Raw genomic sequence first — 23,653 nt, 5'->3', positions numbered from 1 at the left:
GTACATCTTCAGGAGAGGACCCACATCCGATGACCGCGACGTCACTGAGTTATCCGGAGTTTCTGACCATTGTGGAGCGTTGTACCGGCGTCCCGTCGCAGGTACTCGACACCGGCGACCCGGCGATCACCCTCGAGGACCTCGGGGTGGACTCGCTGGCCCTGCTCAACGTGATCACCGAGGTGGAGAACCGGTACGACATACGGCTCGACGCCGACGGGGTGACCCGCCTGCCGGAGATCCTCGGCCTGATCAACGAACGGCTGCGTCCGCCGGTAGCACACACCGAGAACAGCATCGTGATCGATGCGCCACTGGACCTGGTCTGGGAGCTGACCAACGACGTCGAGAACTGGCCGGACCTGTTCAGCGAGTACGCGAGCGTGGAGATCCTGCACCGCGCCGGCAACACCGTGCGGTTTCGGCTGACCATGCACCCCGACCCGGACGGCACGGTGTGGAGCTGGGTGTCCGAGCGGATGGCGGACCGCGCCGCACTGAGCGTATGGGCACATCGGGTGGAGACCGGACCGTTCGAGTTCATGAACATCCACTGGACGTACCGCCCCACTCCGGAAGGCATCGAGATGCGCTGGAGGCAGGAGTTCCACATGCGCCCGCAGGCGCCGGTGGACGACGCCGTCATGACCGAGCGGATCAACACCAACTCGGCTGTCCAGCTCAAGCTGATCAAAGAGCGGGTGGAGGCGGCCGCGGCCCGCCGCAGTGACGCGGCGGTGCCCAGGTGAGCGCCCTGAACTTCGCGCTCGCCGGGCGGCACGTGCTGGTCACCGGCGGATCCCGGGGCATCGGCCGGGCCACCGTGTTGGCTCTGGCCGGCCAGGGCGCGGCGGTGACCGCCTGCTACGTCAACGAGAGCGAGCAGGTCGAGTCGCTGCGCCGGGAACTCAAGGCCCGCGGCGCGACCGGCACACTGCTGCGGTGCGACATCCGGGCGTACGACCAGGCCGAGCGGTTCTGCGCGGACGCGGTGGACGCACACGGACCGATCGATGCGGTGGTGAACAACGCCGGCGTGATCAGCCACCTGCCGCTGGCCGACCTCGACCCGGACGAGTGGCGGCGGATCCTGGACACCAACCTGACCGGGGCGTACCACCTGACGCGGGCCGCGCTGCCGCACTTCGCGGCAACCGGCTCCGTCGTCAATATCAGCTCGGCGGTCGCCCACCACGGGATGCCGGGCGCGGCGCACTACGTGGCGTCCAAGGCCGGTGTGATGGGACTGACCCGGGCGCTCGCCAAGGAATTCGGCGGCCGCGGCATCCGGGTCAACTGCGTCGCCTCCGGCCTGGTGGAGACCGACCAGATGGATGCGGTGACCCCGGAAGGCCGAGCCCGGTACGAACAAATGATCTCCCTGCACCGGCTGGGCCGGCCGGAGGAGATCGCCGACGTTGTGCTGTTCCTGATCTCCGACGCCGCCCGGTACGTCACCGGTGCCACGCTCGACGTGGACGGCGGCATCTGATGCTGCGCACGGTGCTGGAGATGACCGTCCGGCCCGGCGCCGAGGACGCGTTCCGGGCAGCCTGGCTGGAGACCGCACGGCGGGCGGCCCGGCTGCCCGGCAGCGTCGCCCAGACCCTGCTGCGGGACCCGGACCGCCCCGCCGATCACGTGATCATGGCCGACTGGTCCGGTCCGGACGCCCTGGATGCGTTCCAGCGCAGCCCGGAACGTGCCGAGCTGAGTGCGCGTCTGGAGCAGTTCCGCGACGGCGCCCGCAAACGTGTGCTCGAGACCGTCGAGCACGTGCCCGCCCAACCCCCTGTCGAGAGGTGAATGTCATGCCCGTACGCATCATGGTGTCTGCCCGTATCGCCGACGAGCATCGGGAGGCGTTCGAGGACGCCTACCGCCAGGTCGCCGCGGTGGTCCGGGGCACCCCCGGGCACATCCGGGACGAGCTGCTGCGCGACGCCGAGGAGGCCGGCCGGTACATCCTGCTGGCCGAGTGGGAGAGCGAAGGGGCGTTCCGCGCCTGGGAGGACGCACCGTCACACCGGGAGGTGGCGGCGCCAATGTTCCCCTACTGGAGCGGCGGCGGCATCGAGCGGCGGATCTTCGACCTGCGCGCCCGGCTCGACAGCGTGCCGTCGCACACCTGAGCCGGCGATGGCCACGCTGCGCAAGGCCCTGGTGATCGGTGCTGGGATCGGTGGTCTGACCGCCGCAGCCGGTCTACTGCGACAGGGCATCGACACCGAGGTGTACGAGGCCCGCCCGAACCCGGACCGGCTGCTCAGCGGCGGCGGGTTCATGCTCTGGCACAACGCCGTGTTGGCGTTGCGCCGGATCGGCCTGGACGAGGCGGTGGCGGCCGGCTCAGTGCACATGCGGTACCACGAGTTCCGCTCGGACACCGGCCGGCGACTCGCCCGTTGGCACCTGGACGGGCCGACCGAGCGGATCGGCGCGCCGGCGTGCGCATTGCGGCGCTCGCATCTGCATCGGGTCCTCACCGACGCGGTGGGGGCCGACCGAGTCCGGCTCGGTGCCCGCTGCACCGGGTACACCGAGGACGCGGACGGGGTGACCGCGCACTTCGCGGACGGCTCCACAGCGCATGGTGACGTGCTGATCGGCGCGGATGGGTTGCGTTCGGTGGTCCGCGGCACGCTGAGGCACGGGTTCGAGACACCCCCACGCTACGCCGGGTACACCGCCTGGCAGGCGATCACCCGGCTGCCCGGCGAGGACGTCGTACCGACCGGGACGTTCTTCAACCTGTGGGGCCGGGGCGGGCTGCGGTTCCTGTATTGCCGACTGAATGCCGAGGAGGTCTATTGGGACGCGATAACCAGTGACCGGGCCGCGGCCGCCATCGACACAGTGAACCGGGACAGGACCGCAGCGCTGGCCGAGGCGTACCGGGACTGGCCGGAACCGGTCGGCCAGATCATCCGGTCCACCGAAGAGGCTGCGGTCCTACCGGTGAACATCTTCGACCGGCCGCCAGCCGGCGGCTGGTCGCGGGGACGGATGGTGCTGATCGGCGACGCCGCACACCCGATGACGCTGAACCTCAGCCAGGGCGCCGGGCAGGCGATCGAGAGCGCGGTAGCGCTGGCCGCGGTGCTCGGGCGCGCGGACACCGACGATCTGCCAAGGACGCTGCGGGCCTTCGAGGAGTCCCGCCGAGCCCGGACAGCCGACATGGTCACCACCTCGTGGCGGATCGGCACCCTGGGGTTGGCGCACAACAGGGTGCTGTGCCGGCTGCGCGACCTGTTCATGGTCGCCTTCTTCGATAGCGTGGCCCGGTCGCAGTCGTACGCCCTGATGATGGATGACCGGCTGGAACGCGGCCCGGTGCTGCCGGTGGCGGCCCGGCCACCGACGTGAGCGAGGTGGTGGCCGCCGCGCTGGCCGTGGTGTTCGTGCTGTGCACCGGGACGCTGGCCGGTGCGCTCGTGGCGGTGGATCGCGCGGTGGTGCCGATGCTGCTGAGCCTGCCTCGGCAGACCTGGTCGCAGGTGCACCGCCTGCTCGATCCCGGATTCGACCCGCTGATGCCGACGGTCAACAAGGTGGCGCTGGCCTGCGGGCTGGCGCTGTGCTTCCTGGCACCCAACGCCGCCGCCCGGGTGGTCTTCGGCACGGCGCTGGCCGCGGTGGCCGGGGTCGCGTTGATCTCCGAACTGCGCAACGTCCGGATGAACCGGCGAATCGGCGCGTGGGCGGAGGCGGGCGAGATCCCGGACGGGTGGCGGGCGCTGCGCGGCCGGTGGGCGCGGGCCAACCGCTGGCGCACCGTGGCGGCGGTGCTGGCCTTCGGCGCTGGGCTCGGCGGCTGCTGGCTGGCCTGGGTCTGATCGACACGACATGGTGAGGAGATTCGAGTGGGCAGCGTGGACATCTTCCCGGACGGCCCAGAGCCGCCGGACTTCGAGGGCCGGGTGGCACTGGTGACCGGCGCAGGCGCCGGCATCGGCGCAGCCACCGCCCAACTGCTGGCCGCCCGGGGCGCCCGGGTGGCGGTGAACTACCGGCAGGACGCCGACCGGGCCCAGGAGGTGGTCGACCTGATCCGCAAGCGGGGCGGCGACGCGGTCGCCATCCGCGCTGACGTGACCGACCCGGACCAGGTGGACGACCTGGTCACCGCGACCGGCTCCGAGCTCGGCGCGGTCGACGTGCTGGTGCTGAACGCGGCCGGGTTGGGCGCGCACGACGCCCGGGTGGCGTTGGCCACCGAGCTGACCTGGGACGACCTGGAGCGAGTGGTAACCCGGCAGCTAAAGGCCCTGTTCCTGACCACGCGGGCGGTGCTGCCGGCGATGATCGCCCGCCGCGAGGGTGCGGTGGTCGCGGTGGGCGCCGCACTGGCCCGGCGTCCGGCGCCCGGATTCCTGCCGCTGGCGGTGGCCAAGGCCGGCGTACAGGCCGCGGTGCGGACCCTGGCCCTGGAGGCCGGCCCGCACGGCGTCCGGGTCAACGCGGTGGAGCCCAACCTGATCCTCACCGAGCTCGCGGACCTCATTCCGCAGGAGCAGCGCCGTGCGGTAGCCGCCCGAGCGGCGGTGCGCCGCAACGGCACCCCACGGGACGTGGCCGAGACCATCGCGTTCCTGGCCTCGCCGCGTTCGTCCTACCTAACCGGTGCGTGTGTCCTTGCCGACGGCGGAACCACGTTCGCGTGAACCGTCCTTTATCGGCCCCTAACCGCCGGCCGGTTGACTACAGCCCGGCCCTTCGCCCGTTGAGAAAGGGAACACCGTGTCAAAGCCCGAGCGAAAAGTTGTCAACCGCGATGACGTGGAACCAGTCTGCTGGTTCGGGGAGGAGGGCCGCTTCCTGCTGCGCAAGGAGGACACCGGTGGCCTGTACAGCTTCTACCAGATCACCACGGCGCCAAAGAGCGGTCCGCCGTTGCACGTGCACGAGAGCTCCGACGAGGCGTTCTTCGTCAACAAGGGCACCTACGAGTTCGAGGTCGGCGGGGTCACCGAGGTGATTTCCGCCGGGACTGTGATCTACGGCCCGCGCGGCGTACCGCACCGCTTCCTCAACATCGGCGACGAGCCCGGCCAGCTCTTGGTGATCGCCACACCCGGTGGGGTGGAGAACTTCTTCATCGGGCTGGCCGAGTTGGTCGCTGGTGGCAAGCCGGACTGGCAGCAGATGCAGGAACTCGCCAGCAAGCACAACATGCGCGGCTTCACCGTACCGCGCGGCAAGCACGAGTTCGCCATGCCGGCCTCACAGGACTAAACCACCAGGGACGGCCGGGAGCAGGGATGCCCCCGGCCGTCCGCCGATCGAGGTTGGAGGACCGATGTCCCGTCGCCATGACGTACTCATCCTGGGCTCCGGTATCGCCGGCGCGACCCTGGGCGCGATCCTCGCCCGCCAAGGCGTCTCGGTGCTGCTGTTGGACGGCGCCGTGCATCCGCGGTTCGCCGTCGGCGAGTCCACCACGCTGTACACGCTGAAGGTCTTCCGGCTGCTGGCCCGCCGATACCAGGTACCCGAACTGGAGCCGCTCACCTCGTACTCGGGGTGCCGGGATCAGATTGGGCCGACCAGCGGCACCAAGCGGCACTTCGGGTTCATTCGGCACGAGGAGGGCAAGGAGCCCGACCCGGCTGAGTTCAACCAGTTCAGCCCGCCGTCGAAGGTGCTCCAGACAAGTCACCTGTTCCGCCAGGACACCGACGCCTATCTCTTCCACACCGCGATCCGCCACGGCTGCGACGTGCGCCAGGGGTTCGCCGTGCAGGACGTGGAACTGGCCGACGACCACGTCGCGCTGATCGGCCGCGACGGCGACCGGTATGAGGGCCGCTACCTGGTCGACGCCAGCGGCTTCCGCTCCCCACTCGCCGCGATGCTGAACCTGCGCAAGCCCGGCAGTGCACTCAAGCACCACTCGCGGTCGATGTTCACCCACATGATCGGCGTGCTACCGACCGACGAGTGTCTGCGGGTGGATGCCGGGGACCGCCCGCCGATCCCGTGGGTCGAGGGCACCATGCACCACACCTTCGAGCGGGGCTGGTTCTGGTCGATCCCGTTCAACAACACTGCCGACTCCAGGAACCCATTGGTGAGCGTGGGTCTGACGTTCGACGAGCGCCGGTACCCGAAACCGGACGACGTCAGCCCCGAGGAGGAGTTCCGGCAGTTCGCGGCTCGTTTCCCGGTGGTCGACCGGATGTTCCGGCCGGCCCGTACCGTCCGGCCATGGGTGTCGGCCAACCGCATCCAGTACACCTCGGAGCGGACCGTGGGATACCGCTGGTGCCTGATGTCGCACGCAGCCGGCTTCATCGACCCGCTCTACTCCCGTGGCCTCACCAACACCGGTGAGGTGATCAACTCGCTGGCCTGGCGGCTGCTGGAGGCGCTGGCCGAGGACGACTTCGACACCACCCGCTTCCAGTACGTCGAGGACCTCCAGCAGGGCCTGATCAAGTACAACGACGAGCTGGTCAACTGTTCGTTCGTATCGTTCTCCGACCACAGCCTGTGGAACGCGGTGTACCGCGTCTGGTGCGCCGCCGAGGTGCCGATCAACCTGCGTTTCGACCGGTTCACCGAGCGGTACGTCGAGTCCGGCGACGACGGGGTGCTGCGTGCCATGGAACAGGCCGCGTATCCCGGCTCGCCGGTGCCCGGCTCCCCCGGCTATCAGTCGCTGTTCGTCGAGATGGTGCGGCTGTGCGAGGCGGTCGACCGTGGCGAGCGCAGCGCTGCTGACGCCGGCAAGGAGCTGATGACGGCGGTGCAGAACTCGCCGGTCGTGCTGGAGCACCTGGGCCTGCGGGACCCGGGCTGCCGGTTCATTTATCCGCAACCGGCCGATCTGCGCCGGATGGCACACTGGTTGCGCCACGAGGGCCCGGACGAGCTCCGCTACCTGACGACCGGCGTCGATGTGCGGGGGCGGCCGCTGCCGGCCGCAGTCGACGACGCGATGGTCATGCCGACCTGACAACCACGGGCGGCCCGCCCGGACGGCACTTCTTCGCGCCGATACGACACCGGCAGGACGCGTCCGCCCCGCCCGACCGGTCGCGTCCGCCCGGTGGATCCGCCGTCAGGCCGGGTCCGCCCTGCGCGGCGTGGCCCGGAATACCGGGCAACGCGAGGCGGCCTGCGCGAACGCCTCCGGCGTGGGTGACTCGACGATGCCGTTTCGCACGAACGCCCCGGCACCGCGCGGGTTCTGCGTCGGGAACTCGCGCAGGATCGGACCGCGATCAGCCGACGGCACCTCGGTGAGGTCCACCTCTTGGCGCTGCCGGCCGCGGGTGAGCGTCCCTCGTCCGGCAGCGCGGGCGTTGCGCACCCAGTCCGATCCCGGGTATGCCTCGACCAGGTAGCGGCTCCCAGCGATCACGACGGGCGCCACCGGCGTGGTACGCGGCCGGCCGCTGCGGCGGCCCGCGACGGTCAGCAGGGCCATCGGGCCGATCGGCAGGCCGATCCGGTGCAGGGCGATGACGATCCGGTTGCGGACGCGGTTGCGCGGTGTGATGACGGCCATGTCGCACTCTCCCGACGGCGATCGGCAAATCCTCAGTATCCCTGCCGTACCTCGGTCCCGCCTCGCCGAAGTTGCTCTTCGGCCGCCCGTCTGGGCTCAAGGGCGGTGGGAGCGGCGGACGATGGCACGCAGGGCCGCGCGCGGCAGGACACGCAGCAGCGGCATCCGGACCCGGTAGGCACGCCCCGGCACCACCGACGGCCGCCCCGCCGCTACGGCGGCCAGGGCAGCATCGGCCACCTCCTCCGGGTTCAGCCAGCCGATCCTGGGCAGGGTCGCGGTGTCCACGCCCGCCGCCTCGTGAAACCCCGACCGCGTCAGTCCGGTGTGCACGGTGGTCACATGCACACCGTGCCGGGCGACCTCCATGCCCAGGCTCTCGCCGTGCGCGGACAGGAACGCCTTGGTGGCGGCGTAGGTGGCCGAGCCGGGCCTGGGCAGCATCGCCGACATCGACGACACGTTCACGACCCCGCCGGCACCTCGGCTGATCATCCCGGGCAGGCAGGCGTGGGTGAGACGCAGCGGTACCAGGACGTTCAGGGCGGCCGTCCGCAGCTCGACTTCCAGTGGCAGGGCGGCGAACTCACCGGTTCCGCTGGACCCGGCGTTGTTCACCAGCAGGTCGACTGGCCGCTCCGGGTCGGACAGCCGCGCGGCGACCGCGGCCAGCCGGGACTCGTCGGTGAGGTCCGCCGGTAGCACCTCGACCGTCACCCGGTACGCCGACTCGAGCTCGGTGGCGAGCTTCTCCAGCAGGTCACTGCGGCGGGCGACGAGTACAAGCGCGACATTGCGCTCAGCGAGCCGGCGAGCGAACGCCTCGCCGATGCCGCTGGACGCGCCGGTGACCAACGCGCTGTGGTAAGGGAAAGTCGGCATGCCTGTGAATTTAGCCGCGCAATGGCACGCCGGGCCACGCCTGGGCCCATTTTATCGCTGATTTAGAGCCGATTTGCGAACGGTTGATGAAATCGTCCGGCGTGGCCTTAATCCCATCACGTCGAATGGCTGGTGTCCTGTCATGGCCTTTTCCGCACAAAGCCGTGAAACATTGACCGCAGCCCCGCAGGCCGATCTGGACCGGCGGGGCGAACGGCTGGACTCGCTGACCGGGCTGCGCTGGTTCGCCGCTCTGGCCGTCTTCCTAGCGCATGTGAGCACCCTGCTGCCGTTACCGTCATCCGGACTGGACTCGGCGCTGTCACTGGGCAGTTCCGGGGTCACGTTCTTCTTCGTGCTCTCCGGGTTCGTACTCACCTGGACCTGGACCGCCCGGGACCGGGCCGGACCGTTCTACGGGCGCCGGTTCGCCCGGATCTGGCCGCTGCTGGCGATCGGCGTCCTGGTGCCCTTGGCCCTGCAGCTTCCGCAGGTGCCCGAGCCAATGCGCGAGACCATGGTGTGGGCGTCCATCTCGGCCATCCTGCTCTATCAGGCCTGGGTGCCCGACCACATCCTCGGCGGGGCCAGCCCGGTCACCTGGTCGCTGGCGGTGGAGGCGTTCTTCTACGCACTCTTCCCGTTCCTGGCCAAGCCGGTGCTGCGCCGATCGCTCGTCTGGCTCGCCGGGGCAGCGGTGGTCCTGATCCTGATCGGTTGGGGGCTGCGGGTGTGGCTCTGGGAGGCCTATCCGCCCACGCCTCGGCCGAACATGGTGGGGATGGAGGGTCTGGTCCTCGGGGTGTACTCGCCGATCGCGCGGCTGTGGGAGTTCCTGCTCGGTGTGGTGGCCGCCGCAGCGATGCGCAAGGGCTGGAGGCCCCGGCTGTCCGTCTCGGCAGCGGTCGCGGTGCTGACCGCCGGCCTCGCGGTGCTGTGGCTGCTGCGCGACGAGACGTTCCGGGTCGCCGTGCCGTTCGACGTACTACCGCAGGTCACCGCGCCGCTGTACGCGCTGGTCGTGATCGCGGTCGCCAGCCGTGACCTGTCCGGGCACCGGTCGTGGCTGGGTAGCCGTCCACTGGTGAAGCTGGGCGAGTGGTCGTACGCGTTCTATCTCCTCCACTTCACCGTGCTGTTCGAGATCGCATCACGCGTCTACGACAAGAACACCGTGCTGGAGTTCTACCGCCGTCCGGTGGAGGCGAGTTGGTCCAACGCCGGGTGGGCGCTGTTCGCGCTGGTAGCGACGACCGGGCTCTGCGCGTTGCTCTACCAGCTGTACGAACGCCCGGTGGAACTGTGGCTGCGGGCACGCATCGGGCGCCAGCCGAAGGCCGGTGTCCGATGACCGAAACCGTCGAGGACAGGCTGCTCGTCCCGCTCGACGACCCCTTCGACGTCATGCACGTGGGCTGGTCGTTCCTGCGCAGCCGACTGCTGGCCACCGCCATGGAGCTGGGCGTCTTCACCACGCTGGGCGACCGTGCCCTGCCCTCCGGGCAACTGCGGGCTGAACTGGGCCTGCATCCGCGCGCCGCCCAGGACTTCCTGGACGCCCTCGCCGCCCTGGGCCTGCTACTGCGCTGCGGCGACCAGTACCGCAACAGTCCCGCTGCGGCCCGCTACCTGATCCCAGGGACGGAAACGTTCGTCGGTGGGTTCCTACGGATGACCACCGAGCTGGCCGACAGCGACCGGGACACGCTCAGCAATCTGCTGCGCACCGGCCACGCCCGCGGGCAGAATACGGCCGGCGAGGTGCCCTTCACCCGGATCTTCCACGATCCCGGCCGGCTGCGGCAGTTCCTCGCCGCCATGGACAGCTTCAGCAGCGCGGTGGCCACCGAACTCATCCGGGTCTTCGACTTCGGCCGCTACGCCACGTTCAGCGACATCGGCGGCGCGCGCGGGAACCTCGCCGCTCACGTCGCCGCTGCCTACCCCGGGCTGACCGGGACGGTGCTGGACAAGCCGGGGATCCGCCCGTTCTTTGACGAGTTGGTCAGCGGACGGGGCCTGACGGACCGGCTGAATTACGTCGGGGGCGACTTCTTTGTCGACGACCTTCCCCGCGCCGACGTCCTGGTGCTCGGCGGCGTGCTGCACGACTGGCCGGTCGACCGGCGCCGGCTGCTGCTGCGCAGGGCGTTTGCGGCGGTGCACGACGGCGGCGCGGTCATCGTCTACGACACGATGCTCGACGACCAGCGTGCTCGGGCGGAGAACCTGATCCTCAGCCTGATCATGATGGTGCAGTCGGCGGAGGCGACCGGCTTCTCGCCCGCCGAGGCAGAGTCGTGGTTGACCGAGGCGGGGTTCACCGTGGAGCAAACGTTCGCGCTGCCGGCCTCCAGCACCGCGGTCATCGCCCGCAAGGTCTGATCCGCCCGGCCACTCCCGGCGCTCGTGGCGTGACACCGTGCCGACCAGGCGCGGTGTCGCGGCGCGGGTGACACACGCGGGACTTCGCTGGTGGGCGGGACCGGAACACCCCCGACGTGCGCCCGCGCGATTTCCCCAATATGGGATAAGGGTCCGGGCGAATACCAGAGGCCGTTGTCGTTCTATCCTTGACTGCCGGTGATTGCCCACGCACGCTGGGGGTGGTGATGCTCCGCACGGACCGCACACGCGTTTTCCTGGTCGATTCCCGCCCCATCTCGCTGGCCGGCTTGCGGACGATTCTCGACGACCACGCCGACCTTCAGGTGGTCGGCGCGGCGGCGGACTGCGAGGTGGCCAGGGCCCGGTTCGCCACGGCACGGCCGGATGTGGTCATCGTGGCCGCGCACAGCGACGCCGGTGAGGCGGTTCGCAGTGTGCATCTGCTGTCGCGGCCGCAGCCGCCGCTCGTGGCGCCGAAGGTGCTCGTGCTGATCCGCGACGCGGCGACGGCCGCGCGGCAGGTGCTCGACGCTGGCGGGAAGGGCCTGCTGTCCAGCGACAGCGATTCGCAGGAGATCGCGGCTGCGGTGCGGGTCATCGCGACCGGGCAGTCGCTACTGGTGCCGACCGCCCGGCCGGCCAGCCGTGGGGATTCCCCGCTGGGGCTTCTGACCGACCGGGAGGTCGACGTGTTCCGGTTGATGACTCGCGGTTACAGCAATGCAGAGATCTGCGCGGAGTTGGATCTCAGCCAGAGCACGGTCAAATCGCACGTACAGAAAATAATGGAAAAACTGGGGTTGCGGAACCGGGTCCACGCGGTCATCTTCGCCTACGAGAAGAACATCGTCTATGCCCGCAACTGATGGACCACCCGCCACAGGTCGAAAACGTTGTGATCCTCGACGGCGATGCCGTTGTGCACGCGCCACAGCTGCATGCCCTCGGAGGTGACGGTACGGCCGGTGGGCGCCACTCCGGCAAACGGCCCGATGTGCCGCGCCCTGGTGGTGAACCACGTCGCCACCCACGGCCCCTCGGCCACCTGAACGCCGATCTCGACGGTCAGGTCGGCGAATGCGGCGTGCCGGCGCCGGACGCTGTCACGGGGGCCGTCCGGGCCGACCGTCCGCCCGCCCATCATGAAGTCGGCCGAAAAAATCCGATCGGCCACCTCGAGATTGCCGCGGTTCCAGCCTTCCTCGAACCAGAGACGCGCTAGTGCCTTGTTCCGCTCCGGTTCGCTGCCGCCGCCGACCGGGATCGGTCCGGCGACGGCAGCGGGAACCCGCGGGGCCGCGGTCATCGGGCGGCCGTCGGTGCCATGCCGGCCTTGCGCAGGGCGTCCAAGCCGGCCTTGCCCAGGGTGCTCAGCTCGGGCAGCGGGGAGTCGGTGGCCCACACGAGCAGGTCACGGACCTCCCGCGGGGTCGGGTAGATAAACTTGTGCGTGGGGTCCTTCCAGCCGAAGCCCGGGAAGATGACGTCAGACTCGTCGATCAGGGCGAAGACCTCGTCGGCGGCGGCGTCGCCGTCGATCTCGCCGGCCTCATAGCGCAGGCACGCCCGCTCCATCCGGTCGATGAGTTCCCGGTAGACGTCACTGTCCGGCCACCACAGGCCGTTGTGCTTCACCTTCTCCAGGTCATCGAAGACGGCTGGGTCTCGTTGCTCGCGGAACGCCCGCAGCGCATTGTTGATGCGAAGGGTTCCGGGTGTGGTGCCGCTTCCCCAGATCCGGAACACGGCGTCGTACAGGCGGTGGTGGTCGAACGCGATGAACGAGCAGTTGACCAGTGTGTCGTTAAAGTCCAGCAGGCCCTGTTCGAGCTCCTCGACGAATTTGAACCGCTCCTCGGAAAAGTCGTCCTCGGCCAGCGCGGTGAGCAGCCGAGGCACCAGCGACGCGATGACCTCGAAGGTGTTCGACATCCCGCGGGAATACAGCGGGTCGAGAAACCCGGCGGCGTGCGACATCAGACACCAGCGGGCGCCGACGGTCTTGGTGGACGAGTACTGCAGGCGGCCGGTGGAGACCCATTCGCGCACCTTGCGGGCGCCGTCGAGCTGCCGGGCGACCGCCGGAAACCGGGCCGCCAGTTGGTTGAACTCCTGCTCCGGGGTGAGGTCGTCGGGCTTGGGGTAGAGCCGCGGGTCGAGGGTGACGCCGACGCTGCACACCGGGTTACGCGACATCTCGTGGTTGTCGAACGGGATGATCCAGAACCAACCCCGCTCGAACAGGTGGTGCATGGTGCCGTTATGCCACGGCACCGGCGGCCGGGTGGTGTCGTCGTCGTGCACGATCCCGTCGTACGGCGGGACACCAATCATGTGCGTGAACAGCGACCGGGAGTGGTGCCGGAAACGGGCCGGTTGCTGCCGCAGGCCGAGCTGGTCAGCCAACGGTGAGCGGTATCCACTGGCGTCGACGAGGTAGCGGGCGGTGACCTCGGCGCCGTCCGCGCCGGTCAGCGTGACCTGATCGTCGCCAATGTCCACCGTCGCTACCCGCCATTGTTGGCGGGTGTCACAGCCGTACTTGACGGCGGTGCGGAACAGGTAGGCGTCGCTGTCCTGTCGATAGAGGTGGCTGGCCGACGCCAGGTTGTCGGGGATGACGAACTGGTGCGCCTCGCTGGGGTCGGGCTCGGCACCGGGGTGGTGCAGCATGAAGCCGAAATGCTGCTTGCGCCCGAACGTGTTGCTGATCTCCTGGTTGATCGTGTTGGCGTCGGTGAGTGCTTGGAGCTCCGGCACGTCGTAACGTTCGGAGATGACCTGAAGCCAAGCCACGAACTGAGGGATCATCGACTCCCCCACCGCGAACCTCGGATGGTTGGCCGCGTCGGCGAGTAGCACCTTGACTCCCTGGCGGGCCAGGACGGCGCCCAGGGTCGAACCGGCGATGCCCGATCCGAGGATCACCACGTCGTAGGTCGATGTCCGCTTGGTCACTGTGGGTTCCCTTCCGCAATCATCGAGTCTCGGACGGGTGCCGTACGCTCCACGCCCGTCTCCACTCTGCCGAACCTTGATGAAGCGGCGGAAAAATACACATAAGCCACCGCCCGAGGGGCGGTGGCTTATGTGCGGCGAACACCGGCCGGCTACTGCCGCGTCCTCCCCGGCGAGGCGCCGAAGTCGACGGACGCAGGGTTCGCCTGCTCGGCAGCGGGGCTGTCCCCCACGGAGACCGGGCTTAACCTTGGACCGGTGGCCTGCCCGGGGGAAGCAAGCAACCGGCCCAAGGAGTTCGGGAACCACCAGTTAGACCGGCCGAGCAGCGTGACCAGGGCCGGGGTGAGCAGGCCACGGACCACAGTGGCGTCGATGATGATGCCGGCGGCCAGGGCGGTGGCGAAGACCCGCACGTCGGTGAGTGGCACGTTCGACAGGGCGGTGAACGCGAGGAACAGGATCAGCGCAGCGGAGGTGACCAGGCGGCCGGTACGACTGATGCCCATCACCACCGACGGTATGGTGGTGTCGCGTTCGCCCGCGGCGAGCAGGTCGAGGTGGGTCTCCCGGATCCGGTGCAGGATGAACACCTCATAATCCATGGACAGTCCGAACAGGAACGCGAACACCGCCATCGGGATCCAGATGGTGATCGCGCCGATCGCCGGCGTGTCGAACAGCAGTTCGCTGCCGTAACCCTCCTGCCAGATCAGCACCACGACGCCGTACGCCGCGCACGTGGACAACAGGTTGAGGATCAGCGCCTTGATCGGCAGAACAACCGAACGCAGGGTCCGGGCCAGCACGATGAACGTCAACAGCGCGACGAAGATGAGGATCCACTCGAGCGACCCGTAAACCGCCTCGATGAAGTCGACGTCGGTAGCCGGGGCTCCGCCGGCGAGGGCGCCGTCGGTCTGGCGGGCAGTATCGAGGACATCGGACACGACCGCCCGCCCGTCGTTGCTGGACGGGTCCTCGGTGGTCCACACGTCGACGATCCTGGTGCCGTCGCGGCTCCAGTCAGTTGGGGCGATGCCACCGGAGACGCCCTCGATGCCACGCAGTTGGGTAATGACCGTGTCAGCGGAGTCGGCCGAGACGAGCACCTCGACCGGGCGGGCGATGCCCTCACCGAAGCCGGCATCGAGCAGTTTCGCGAACGCCGCGGCGGGCTGGCCGCCCTGCGCGAGGGTCGCCGTGGCCGGCTGACCCAGCTGCAGCGACAGCACCGGCGCGGCGAGCGCGACCAGGACTGCGCCACTGAGGAGAGCGGTAATGGCCGGGTGACGGGTGGTGATCCGGGCGATGGCACCCCACATGGGGCTGTCGGCCTTGTGCTTGCGCCGTGGCCGGTCCAGCTTGTCGCCCCACGAGTAGAGCAGGACGGGTAGCAGGGTGAGCGCGACGGCCGTGCTGACCAGCGGGATGAGCAGCCCGGCATAGCCGACGCTGCGCAGGAAGGGCACAGGGAGCACGACCAGTGCGGCGAGCGAGATGGCCACGGTGGCACCGCTGAGCGCGACCGCCCGGCCGGCACTGGCCAGCGACCGCATCACGGCAGTCCGGCGGGCGTCGGGGTCGGGCCCGCTGCCGCCGGGCTTGGTGCGTTCCTCGCGCCAGCGGGTGACCACCAGCAGCGCGTAGTCGATCGCCACGCCCAGACCGATCAGGGCTACCAGGAACTGCACGATGAAGGAGACATCGGTGACCCCGGTGACCCCGCGAACCAGCAGGAACGTGGTGGGGATGGCGACGACGGCCATCAGCACCGGCACGAACGCGAGGAAGCTGCCGAAGACCAGGGCGAGCACGATCAGCGCGCCAAGGGCGCCGAGGGCGGTCTCGTAGACCGGGCTGGGCTGAGCCCCGCTGTTCCGGCCGGACAGCACCGGCTGGCCGGTGAGTTCGACCGGGGCTCCGGCGACGGTGGCCGACTTGACCGCGGTCTCGATCGCCGGTAGTGACTGCTCGTAGGGGGCATTCGACGGGTTGCCGCGTGGGTAGAGCATCGCGACGGTGGTGCGCTTGTCGGCGGACAGCAACGACTCGTCGCCGGAGCCGCGGTAGTAGACACTGCGGCCGCCCTGCGGGGTGAGGCGCTGGACCAGCGTGCCCCACTCCTGGAGGGTCTGCGGGTTGTCCACCGTGGTGCTCGGCGGCACGGTCACAACCAGCAGCAGCGGAGCGTTCCGCCCACCGGTCCCGGCGAAGCGCTGCGCGATCGCGTCGTTCGCCTCCTGCCCCGGCCGGTCGGGGAGGCGAGTCTCGTAGGTGAGCCTGTCGACCGTGCCGCCTGCCAGTGCGCCACCCGCCAGGGTGAGGGCCACCCAGACAAGGACGACCGGCAGCCGGTGGGCAAGGACCCACCGCGTCATCCGCTCCACGAAAAACCTCCTGTAGCACCGCTATTGTGTAGTTACGCAAGCTATTGCATGAAGGTAGCAGTCGGGCACCCGGGGCACAAGACGATTTCGTGCTCGATCGGTTACGAAGAGTTCGGATGGCAAACGCACATCGCCTGCCGGGCTGCGACAGGGAACTTGCCGCGCCCCGCAGGCGCTCGAACGGGAGAACCGACCGGGTCAGACCGGGCGGGCGACCTCGCGGACGACGAACAGGAACCGCCTGAGCGAGGTAACGAAGTAGGCGCCGACCACCAGCGTCAGCGCGGCCGGGAACGGCACCAGGTGCCAGTTCAGCGACTCAGGGTGAGTGATACCCCGGTTGAGCAGCAGGATCACCGGTGCGGACAGGACACAGATCAGGCCAGTGAGCGCGGCCAGCGCGGCGGCGGCCGCGGCGTCAGGGTCGGGGCTCAGCATGGCTCGCATGCCGGTGCCCCGGCGCAGGCCGGTGACCGCGCCGAGCAGGCACAGGGTGCCGCCAAGACCGGCGACCGACAGGCCGAACAGCAGCAGCGGAGGATGCTGCGGCCACGGCGCGTCCGGGCTGGCCAACAGCGCGAAGGCCCAGCTCACCACCAGCACCGGCAGTACGCACACGGTCTGGAGCGAAAGCCGGTTGGCACTCAGGCGCAGGGTGGCGTCGTTGTAGGCGCGGGCCACCTCACCGGGCGCGCCCCAGGCGAGTACGGCCAGTCGGGCCGCTTCCTCCTGGTCGGGGTAGGTATCGAGGTTGTCCTCGGCGGCGCACTGGAGGCCGTCCATCACCTCGTCGAGAATCTCGGTGCGCCGCGACGTCGGCCCGACCAGATGCCGGGCCAGGTGGTCGGTGTAGCGCTGCAGCGTCGCGGTCTCCATCACGCCTCAGCCCCGGCACCCGGCGCGGTGCCCGCGCCCAGCACCACGGAGATCACCGATGAGACCCGCTGCCAATCCTCCCGCTTGTCGGCCAACGCCCGCCGCCCGGCCGCCGTGAGGAAGTAGTTGCGCCGCTTGCGGCCGTTGGCCCTCTCCCACTCGCTGCCGATGAGGCCGGCCGCCTCCAGCCGGTGCATGGCGGGATAGATCGTGCCGGTGGGCAGGTTGATGGCATCCCCGCTGCGCCGCCGCAATTCCTCGATGACCGCGTAGCCGTGCAGCCTGCCCGACTCGAGGACAGACAGAAGCATGCCTTCCAGGTTTCCTCGCAGCGTGTCGGCCTTCATGACTAACGACACTACACATCCCGGCCGGAACCAGGAACCCTCGCGCAATCACCGCTCTCCCCCGATGTTGATGTCGGTTGCCGCAGCGCCCCAGCATCTCGGGCGGCGCTGGCAGACCGCGCACAGAGCGCTGTCACGCGCGCCCGTCTATTCCGCCACGCGCGTCCGGGTCGTCCAGTACAGCCGCAGCGGCGCAGTTGCATCAGGCTCGGCGTCGGGCAGCTCGAAATGCTCGTACCCGCCGCGGTGCGGCACCTTGACCTTGTACTGGTCGAGGCTCATGCGCTGCACCCGCGCCGCCTCCGGCAACTCAGTGGGGCCACCGACGAGAATGACCGTTACGGTCTTGTCAAGATCGCCTTCTGGGATTGTGGTCATCGAAAATCTTCTCCCCTTCTCCAGGCGTGCCTCCGAGTGCAGAACACTCCATCCATCATCGGTAATGCATGGGCGTCCGGGCGACCCGTAGGCACCCCTACTCCGGACCGTTGTTTGGGGTACGTCGGACCCGCTCCGCCGTTCTAACGTACGAGCGACACACCCCTCGGCAGCCGGACGGTGAAACGTCTTGACCACAGCGACAGTGCGCCCGGATTCCTGGATCCGGCGCTACCACCAGGGCCCCGCAGACCGGCCACGGCTGGTCTGTTTCCCGCACGCCGGCGGATCGGCGTCTTTCTTCTTCCCGGTCTCCCGGGCGCTGTCACTGGTCGCCGAGGTGTGCGCGGTGCAGTATCCGGGGCGGCAGGAGCGCCGGTCCGAGCCCGCAGTCCCGTCGGTGCACCGGCTGGCCGACGACATCGCCACGGTACTGGCCGCCGCACCACAGCGCCCCACGGTCCTGTTCGGGCACAGCATGGGTGCGGCCGTCGCGTTCGAAGTGGCGCACCGGCTGGAACGCGTCCACGACCGGCCTCCAACTCACCTGGTGGTGTCCGGCCGGCGCGCTCCTGATCGGATCCGGGGGCCGTGGTTGCACCGATTGCCGGACGCGGACATCGTGGCCGAGCTGCGCCGGCTGAGCGGCACCGACGACCGGCTGCTAGAGGACCCGGACGTACTCCGGATGATCCTTCCCGCGCTGCGCTCCGACTACCGGGCGATCGAGACCTACCGGATGTCACCGGGTGCCGTGCTGCGCTGCCCGGTGACGGTCCTAACCGGCGACAGCGACCCACACGTAACCGCCGACGAAGCCGAGGGCTGGCTGTCGTACGGCACCGACCCGGGCCGGGTCAGGACATTCACCGGAGGCCACTTCTTTCTGCTCGACCATTCCGACGAGGTGCTGAATGAGCTGCGGACCGCGCTGGCCTGAGAGCAACATCGAAGGGTGAAGCCGGTGAACGCCGGCCCGCGTGCCGAGCGGCTCGATCGGGTCGTCATTCGGTTCGCCGGTAACTCCGGCGACGGCATGTAGATGACCCGGTGAACGAACGTTCACCTCGGAACCCGACCGGCTCGGCAAGGACATCCACGCCGACTTTCCCGGCCATGGCCCGGGCTCCTGCGGGCACCCGGGTGACTCGCCGAACGGAATGGTGGCGATGAATCCGGCCGCATTGAAGGCGCCCCGCGCCCCGCGCCTGCTGCCCCGCTCCGATGGTCCGGAAGCGGTGACGTGCCACACCGTCGACGGCAACGGGGTGGTCGAGGTGTGGCGGCACCGTGCCGACCGGCACGATCGGATCTCCACGAGCGCGGTCACCCGGCACCGCGCCGCGTCGCAGGAGCAGGCGATGCGGACGGGTGCGATCCGCCGTCACCGCCGCTTCCGAGCACGACGCCGGGGTCGCATCACCGCAGGCTAGTGCGGTGGCCACTAGCGTTCGCCGGGTTGATGAGTGGTTGGGAAGTTGTCGTACCGGTGGTGTTGGGTTCGGTTTGTGCCTCGCCGTCGGGATTCCGCTGCGCCGCGGGTCGTGTATCGCACGGCTCGGGTTGGGTTGCGGGTGACGCCAGGGCAGCGGCGGCGGTGTTTCGGGTTGCTGCGTTCGGGTGGTGATGTGTGGGCGTGTGTGTTGGAGGTCAATGCGTGGCGGCGTCGCCGTGGGGATGCGCCGTTGGTTGGCTATCAGGAGCTGTGTCGGGTGTTGGCGGCGTCGGGGCCGGGCACGTTTGGTGAGCTGGACAGTACGGGGGCCCGGTCGGTGTTGCGCCGGTTCTCCGATGCCTGGTTCGCGGCGGCGAAGCGCCGTAAGGCCGGTGACGACTCGGCGCGGTTTCCGCGTCGCCGGCGGGGGTTGGTGCCGGTGCGCTGGTATCACGGCACATTCACGGTTGACGGGTGGCGGGTCCGCATCCCCAGCGCGAGAGGCACCTCACCGGTGTGGCTTCGCCTGGCCCGGGATCTGCCGTACCCGGTGGAGCAGGTCCGCTCGATCACGCTGCTGTGTGAGGGCGGCCGGCTGTTCTTGGACGTGAGTGCCGAGATTCCGGTCGCGACCTATCCGGCCGGCGCTGGACCGGACCCGGGCCGGATCGCCGGGGTGGACCTGGGGATCATCCACCCGTATGCGGTGGCGGGCCCGGACGGTGCGGGGTTGCTGGTGTCGGGGCGGGCGATCCGGGCGGAGCACCGCATGCATCTGGCTGACACGAAAGCCCGCCGCCGGGCGGTCGCCCGGCGGGCGCCGAAGCCGGGTCAGCGGGGTTTGCGGCGGTGGCGCACGTATCGGCGCCGCGCCCGTATGGTGGAGGGCCGGCATGGACGGCGGGTCCGCCAGGCCCAGCATGAGGCCGCCCGCACTGTCGTGTCCTGGGCGGTGGGTCAGCGGGTTGGGGTGCTGCACGTCGGCGACCCCCGCGGCGTGCTCGACATTGCGGCGGGGCGGCGGCACAACCTGCGGCTGCGGCAGTGGCAGATCGGCCGGCTCTTGCAGGTCCTCACTGACAAGGCCATCCTCGCCGGGATCACTGTGCGGCTCGTCGACGAACGCGGCACCTCCTCGACCTGCCCCGCCTGCCGGCGGCGGGTACCGAAACCCCGTGGGCGCACCTTGTCCTGCCCCCACTGCCGATTCTCCGGGCACCGCGATCTCGTCGCGGCGGCCAGCATCGCCACCCGCACCCCGGGCGGCGGACCCACCACCCCCACAACAGCCGTTCCTGTGCTGCCTGGGGTGCTCACGCACCGTCGAGCCGGACGGCACCTTCCCGGTGCCGGCCGGTCCCGGCGTGACCCCCGCCGCCCACGGGCGGCGCGAGGATCAGTTGGCCCGCGGGGGCCCGCCCCACCACCCAGTGGGGAGTCGCTCGCCCTCCACGGCGAGGATCCACAACACCCCACCGGAACACCCGTTGAACGTTAGTGGACACCGCACTAGTCGATGCGTCGAATGCTTCGCCGCAAGCGCGGCCCGCCGATCCCCTCCCCCTACCTCCGGCATGCCGACCCGAGAGATGAAAGCAATTTGAGCCTTGCGATCCGGGAAATAGGGGTGTTATCACCGACTGATTGCCTACCCCTATATCCATGGACGTCCGTTGACCCTGACTTTCGGACACCCATATCGTTTTTTTGGTCCACGGGGGGAAGTCGAGAGGTAGCGCCATGCACAGTCTGGGAAGCGTGCAGGAGAACAAGATCGCGGCGATGCTCGCCGGAATCGCGATCGTGCTGGTGGCGGGGATGCTTCTCGGGCGTGTGGCTCGACGGTTCGGCCAGCCCGTGGTGATCGGGGAAATCGCTGCCGGTATCGCTCTGGGTCCGAGCCTGCTCGGCCTCCTGCCGGGTGATCTGACCAACCGGCTCTTCCCGCCCGACGTACGACCATTGCTCTCCGCCGTGTCGCAGGTGGGGCTGATCTTGTTCATGTTCATCATGGGCTGGGAATTTGAGAAGAAGCTGATCCGTCCGCACGTCGGGTTGGCTGCCAGCGTGTCGGTATCGTCGATCGTCCTCGCCTTCGGGCTGGGCGTTGCTGCCGCCGTCATACTTTATCCACACCATTCGACGGTCGCCGGTAAGGAGATTCCGTTCAGCGCGTTCGCGACATTCATGGGCGCCGCGATGTCGGTCACCGCGTTCCCGGTTCTAGCCCGGATCCTGAGCGACCGCAAACTGCTCGACACCCGGGTCGGCACCCTGGCACTCGCCGCCGCAGCCATCGACGACGTGCTGGCCTGGTGCATGCTCGCGTATGTGTCCGCCCTGGTCTCCGCGAACGGCGACTACGGCGATCTGATGCAGGTCGGGATCCGCAGCATCGTCTACGTGGCGGCCATGTTCTACGTGGTACGCCCGGCACTCGACCGGATCGTCAGCCGGATGGCGGCGCGGGAGCGCTGGAACGCCCTGATCATGGTGGTCGTGGCCGGTGCGTTCCTGTCCGCGTACGTGACGACGTGGGCTGGCATCCACGCGATTTTCGGGGCGTTCCTCTTCGGATTCGTCATGCCGCGGGAGCCCGCCCTCGCCCTGGGCGAGCATCTGCGCCGCCCGATGGACAACCTGGCCCTGGTGTTGCTGCCGGTGTTCTTCATCGTCACCGGCCTCGGCGTGAACATCGGCGCGCTGACCGCCCGCAACTATGTCGAACTGGCGCTGATCCTGGCTGTGGCCTGCGCCGGCAAGCTGGCCGGGGCGACCCTGCCGGCGCGGTGGGGCGGCTTCTCCTGGAAGGAGGCGCGCACGCTCGGCCTGCTGATGAACACCCGGGGGCTCACGGAACTGATCATCCTCAACGTCGCGGTGAGCCTCGGCGTCCTGGACGGCAGCATGTTCACCATGATGGTGATCATGGCGCTGGTGACGACCGTGATGGCCGGGCCGCTGCTCACCAAGAGCGAAGAACTCTACAGCTCAACACCTCCGTCCGAGCGGCGCAAACAACCCGAACCCACCGGCGCCCAGCCTGCGCGCGTCGTACGTCCTGGCTCGGATCGAGCCGGGACGCACGGTCGCGAAGCAACGACACGATGACGGGCGTGGCAGACGCTGGCAATCACCAGCGCCGAATTCGAACCGGTGACGCGGACGTACGTCGAGCTGCCAGGCCACGGCAAGCACCACCACGCCGAACACGCTGATGATCGGGCCACCCATGCCGCGCTCCAGGCCGGCCAGCAGGGATGAGTAGTCCGGCCCGGTGCGGTCGTTGAGCCCGAACGGGTAGTCGGCGCCGCCGAGGGACCAGAAGACGCCCATCACGATCAAGAACCAGGCCGATCCGCTCGCTGCGGCCGGTGCCCACCGACGCCAGGACCGCCACCTGCCGTGCATCGCAGCCGATGCTGTCGAAGCTGTCATGGCGGTGAGTGTCGGACACCGGGGCTGGGCTCGACGTTTGCCTGGCGGGGTGGACCGCCGATCCTCTACCCGGCGATCTCCAAGCCGCCCTCGACGCTGCGAATGCGCGGCACACCGCCCTCGGGTTGCCAAGGCACGCCGTTGAACTTGTCCGACGTCGGGCACGCCCTGCACTGGTCTGCCTGGCGCCGCACCCACCAAGCCCGTGCACGGCAATCCCACTACCAGCGACGACTCGGACTACCAGTCATCTAGATCGCGAAGTGTTATTGGAGTACTAGCCGTGAATTGCCGCAACGAAGGCTTTTGGGGCATGGTCTCACAGGAGCGATCAGGGCGCCCCCACGTCGTTGGAGCTACTTGGGAACGCCCTGATCATGAGAGGGACGCCGCAGCGCGGGCCGGCCTCGTCAGCCCAGGCGCTCGAATACCGAGAACGGGTAGACCCAGGCGGGGTTGAAGATGAGACCCAGCCGGTGCAGGTACCGCTGGCAGGTGCTCGGCTGCGCCGGGTCGGGGCAGAAGGTCACCCACAGCTCGGAGTACCCGTCCTTCTCGGTCGGATTGGGGTAGTTCACGATCCTGTCGCGGACGACGAACTGCGCCGAGGTCAGTCGGGGGTCCTGCACGCCGTTGGGAAAGGAGAGAGACGTCTCCAGGCCGTACAACACGATCTCATTGGGGAACAGGCAGACATTCGCCATAAAGCCCAACTCATAGATGGTGGCGTAGTTGGCGGTCTCGTAGACCTCCTCGGAGACCTCCTCGTGATAGCAGGGGGTGCCCGGCGGGAACCCGGCCGGCGGGGGCACCGGGACCGCATTGGTCCCGACGGCACCGACGGCGTGGGCGGAACTGCCGGACGAGGCCGTGCGCAGGTCACCATCGACGCAGGCCACCTTCGGCTCGCAGATGGCCACTTCGGGCGCCGCCGACGCGGCCGCCGCCGGGACGGCGAGCGTCGCCGCGAGCACGGCCAGGACCAAAACCAGACGCTTGAAATGTACGGACACATGACCTCCACTGGGCTCGATCAGTGCGCTTT

24 protein-coding genes and 1 pseudogene are annotated in these 23,653 nt (G+C 69.1%); 16 read left to right on the top strand and 9 right to left on the bottom strand.

Annotated elements, in window-relative coordinates; all coding sequences use genetic code 11:
• Positions 1-29: 29 nt before the first annotated feature.
• From ACQEUX_RS03315 to ACQEUX_RS03275, 9 genes are all read left to right on the top strand, one after another.
• Positions 30-749 (top strand): SRPBCC family protein, encoded by a 720-nt coding sequence (locus tag ACQEUX_RS03315; protein ID WP_433040870.1) that lies wholly within the window; start codon positions 30-32, stop codon positions 747-749.
• Positions 746-1,492 carry an SDR family oxidoreductase gene (locus tag ACQEUX_RS03310; RefSeq protein ID WP_433040867.1) on the top strand — a complete coding sequence of 249 codons (747 nt, stop codon included), beginning with the start codon at positions 746-748 and terminating at the stop codon, positions 1,490-1,492. The genes ACQEUX_RS03315 and ACQEUX_RS03310 overlap by 4 nt, the downstream gene beginning before the upstream one ends.
• A complete protein-coding gene (locus tag ACQEUX_RS03305; protein WP_433040864.1) occupies positions 1,492-1,806 on the top strand; it encodes an antibiotic biosynthesis monooxygenase family protein in 315 nt (104 codons plus the stop codon). The genes ACQEUX_RS03310 and ACQEUX_RS03305 overlap by 1 nt, the downstream gene beginning before the upstream one ends.
• A 5-nt stretch (positions 1,807-1,811) precedes the next feature.
• Positions 1,812-2,132, top strand: a complete 321-nt coding sequence (locus ACQEUX_RS03300; protein ID WP_433040861.1) for an antibiotic biosynthesis monooxygenase family protein — start codon at positions 1,812-1,814, stop codon at positions 2,130-2,132.
• 7 nt (positions 2,133-2,139) lie between these two features.
• Positions 2,140-3,369: an FAD-dependent monooxygenase gene (locus ACQEUX_RS03295; protein WP_433040858.1), complete on the top strand. Its 1,230-nt coding sequence runs from the start codon at positions 2,140-2,142 to the stop codon at positions 3,367-3,369.
• Positions 3,366-3,839 (top strand): anthrone oxygenase family protein, encoded by a 474-nt coding sequence (locus ACQEUX_RS03290; protein ID WP_433040855.1) that lies wholly within the window; start codon positions 3,366-3,368, stop codon positions 3,837-3,839. The genes ACQEUX_RS03295 and ACQEUX_RS03290 overlap by 4 nt, the downstream gene beginning before the upstream one ends.
• Before the next feature lie 27 nt (positions 3,840-3,866).
• The gene (locus tag ACQEUX_RS03285) at positions 3,867-4,667 is read left to right on the top strand and encodes an SDR family NAD(P)-dependent oxidoreductase (protein ID WP_433040852.1); all 801 of its coding nucleotides are present in this window, start codon (positions 3,867-3,869) and stop codon (positions 4,665-4,667) included.
• A 115-nt stretch (positions 4,668-4,782) separates the two neighbouring features.
• Positions 4,783-5,238 carry a cupin domain-containing protein gene (locus ACQEUX_RS03280; RefSeq protein ID WP_433040849.1) on the top strand — a complete coding sequence of 152 codons (456 nt, stop codon included), beginning with the start codon at positions 4,783-4,785 and terminating at the stop codon, positions 5,236-5,238.
• 64 nt (positions 5,239-5,302) lie between these two features.
• Positions 5,303-6,961, top strand: coding sequence for an NAD(P)/FAD-dependent oxidoreductase (locus tag ACQEUX_RS03275; protein ID WP_433040846.1), 1,659 nt, complete (start codon positions 5,303-5,305; stop codon positions 6,959-6,961).
• Between the two features lie 105 nt (positions 6,962-7,066).
• Here ACQEUX_RS03275 and ACQEUX_RS03270 read toward each other — a convergent pair whose 3' ends face one another.
• Complete coding sequence (locus ACQEUX_RS03270; protein ID WP_433040843.1) at positions 7,067-7,516, bottom strand: nitroreductase family deazaflavin-dependent oxidoreductase; 450 nt, start codon at positions 7,514-7,516, stop codon at positions 7,067-7,069.
• A 96-nt stretch (positions 7,517-7,612) separates the two neighbouring features.
• Positions 7,613-8,398 (bottom strand): SDR family NAD(P)-dependent oxidoreductase, encoded by a 786-nt coding sequence (locus ACQEUX_RS03265; protein ID WP_433040840.1) that lies wholly within the window; start codon positions 8,396-8,398, stop codon positions 7,613-7,615.
• Between the two features lie 172 nt (positions 8,399-8,570).
• Between ACQEUX_RS03265 and ACQEUX_RS03260 the strand changes: the two genes are divergently transcribed.
• The 3 genes from ACQEUX_RS03260 to ACQEUX_RS03250 all read left to right on the top strand — a co-directional run bounded on the left by ACQEUX_RS03260 (position 8,571) and on the right by ACQEUX_RS03250 (position 11,652).
• A complete protein-coding gene (locus ACQEUX_RS03260; protein ID WP_433040837.1) occupies positions 8,571-9,749 on the top strand; it encodes an acyltransferase family protein in 1,179 nt (392 codons plus the stop codon).
• The gene (locus ACQEUX_RS03255; protein WP_433040834.1) at positions 9,746-10,783 is read left to right on the top strand and encodes a methyltransferase; all 1,038 of its coding nucleotides are present in this window, start codon (positions 9,746-9,748) and stop codon (positions 10,781-10,783) included. The genes ACQEUX_RS03260 and ACQEUX_RS03255 overlap by 4 nt, the downstream gene beginning before the upstream one ends.
• A gap of 227 nt (positions 10,784-11,010) precedes the next feature.
• Positions 11,011-11,652: a response regulator transcription factor gene (locus ACQEUX_RS03250; protein ID WP_433049569.1), complete on the top strand. Its 642-nt coding sequence runs from the start codon at positions 11,011-11,013 to the stop codon at positions 11,650-11,652.
• On the opposite strand, the gene ACQEUX_RS03245 is transcribed toward ACQEUX_RS03250, so the two are convergent.
• The 6 genes from ACQEUX_RS03245 to ACQEUX_RS03220 all read right to left on the bottom strand — a co-directional run bounded on the left by ACQEUX_RS03245 (position 11,637) and on the right by ACQEUX_RS03220 (position 17,735).
• Entirely contained in the window at positions 11,637-12,092 is a 456-nt protein-coding gene (locus tag ACQEUX_RS03245) for an ester cyclase (RefSeq protein WP_433040830.1), read from the bottom strand. The genes ACQEUX_RS03250 and ACQEUX_RS03245 overlap by 16 nt on opposite strands.
• Positions 12,089-13,744, bottom strand: coding sequence for an NAD(P)/FAD-dependent oxidoreductase (locus ACQEUX_RS03240; RefSeq protein WP_433040827.1), 1,656 nt, complete (start codon positions 13,742-13,744; stop codon positions 12,089-12,091). Before ACQEUX_RS03240 ends, ACQEUX_RS03245 begins: the two co-directional genes overlap by 4 nt.
• A gap of 152 nt (positions 13,745-13,896) precedes the next feature.
• On the bottom strand, positions 13,897-16,125 hold the full coding sequence (locus ACQEUX_RS03235) for an MMPL family transporter (protein ID WP_433040824.1): 2,229 nt from the start codon (positions 16,123-16,125) through the stop codon (positions 13,897-13,899).
• Positions 16,126-16,332: 207 nt separating this feature from the next.
• The gene (locus ACQEUX_RS03230) at positions 16,333-17,010 is read right to left on the bottom strand and encodes a hypothetical protein (protein WP_433040821.1); all 678 of its coding nucleotides are present in this window, start codon (positions 17,008-17,010) and stop codon (positions 16,333-16,335) included.
• On the bottom strand, positions 17,010-17,321 hold the full coding sequence (locus ACQEUX_RS03225; protein ID WP_433040818.1) for a helix-turn-helix transcriptional regulator: 312 nt from the start codon (positions 17,319-17,321) through the stop codon (positions 17,010-17,012). The genes ACQEUX_RS03230 and ACQEUX_RS03225 overlap by 1 nt, the downstream gene beginning before the upstream one ends.
• A gap of 183 nt (positions 17,322-17,504) precedes the next feature.
• Positions 17,505-17,735 (bottom strand): DUF5988 family protein, encoded by a 231-nt coding sequence (locus tag ACQEUX_RS03220; protein WP_433040815.1) that lies wholly within the window; start codon positions 17,733-17,735, stop codon positions 17,505-17,507.
• A 190-nt stretch (positions 17,736-17,925) separates the two neighbouring features.
• On the opposite strand from ACQEUX_RS03220, the gene ACQEUX_RS03215 reads away from it, so the two are divergent.
• The 4 genes and pseudogenes from ACQEUX_RS03215 to ACQEUX_RS03200 all read left to right on the top strand — a co-directional run bounded on the left by ACQEUX_RS03215 (position 17,926) and on the right by ACQEUX_RS03200 (position 22,281).
• Positions 17,926-18,675 (top strand): thioesterase II family protein, encoded by a 750-nt coding sequence (locus tag ACQEUX_RS03215; RefSeq protein ID WP_433040812.1) that lies wholly within the window; start codon positions 17,926-17,928, stop codon positions 18,673-18,675.
• A gap of 24 nt (positions 18,676-18,699) precedes the next feature.
• Positions 18,700-18,955: pseudogene (locus ACQEUX_RS03210) on the top strand (2-oxoacid:acceptor oxidoreductase subunit alpha); the annotation flags it as partial.
• A gap of 246 nt (positions 18,956-19,201) precedes the next feature.
• The gene (locus ACQEUX_RS03205) at positions 19,202-20,668 is read left to right on the top strand and encodes an RNA-guided endonuclease InsQ/TnpB family protein (protein WP_433040809.1); all 1,467 of its coding nucleotides are present in this window, start codon (positions 19,202-19,204) and stop codon (positions 20,666-20,668) included.
• Positions 20,669-20,910: 242 nt separating this feature from the next.
• On the top strand, positions 20,911-22,281 hold the full coding sequence (locus ACQEUX_RS03200) for a cation:proton antiporter (RefSeq protein WP_433040806.1): 1,371 nt from the start codon (positions 20,911-20,913) through the stop codon (positions 22,279-22,281).
• A gap of 737 nt (positions 22,282-23,018) precedes the next feature.
• On the opposite strand, the gene ACQEUX_RS03195 is transcribed toward ACQEUX_RS03200, so the two are convergent.
• Positions 23,019-23,621, bottom strand: a complete 603-nt coding sequence (locus tag ACQEUX_RS03195; protein ID WP_433040803.1) for a hypothetical protein — start codon at positions 23,619-23,621, stop codon at positions 23,019-23,021.
• Positions 23,622-23,653 lie beyond the last annotated feature (32 nt).

Origin of the sequence: Micromonospora sp. CA-259024, assembly GCF_050936255.1 — a bacterium.
GTDB lineage: Bacteria > Actinomycetota > Actinomycetes > Mycobacteriales > Micromonosporaceae > Micromonospora.
The sequence above is the reverse complement of the archived record's forward strand: the minus strand, read 5'-3'. Positions and strand labels throughout refer to the sequence as shown.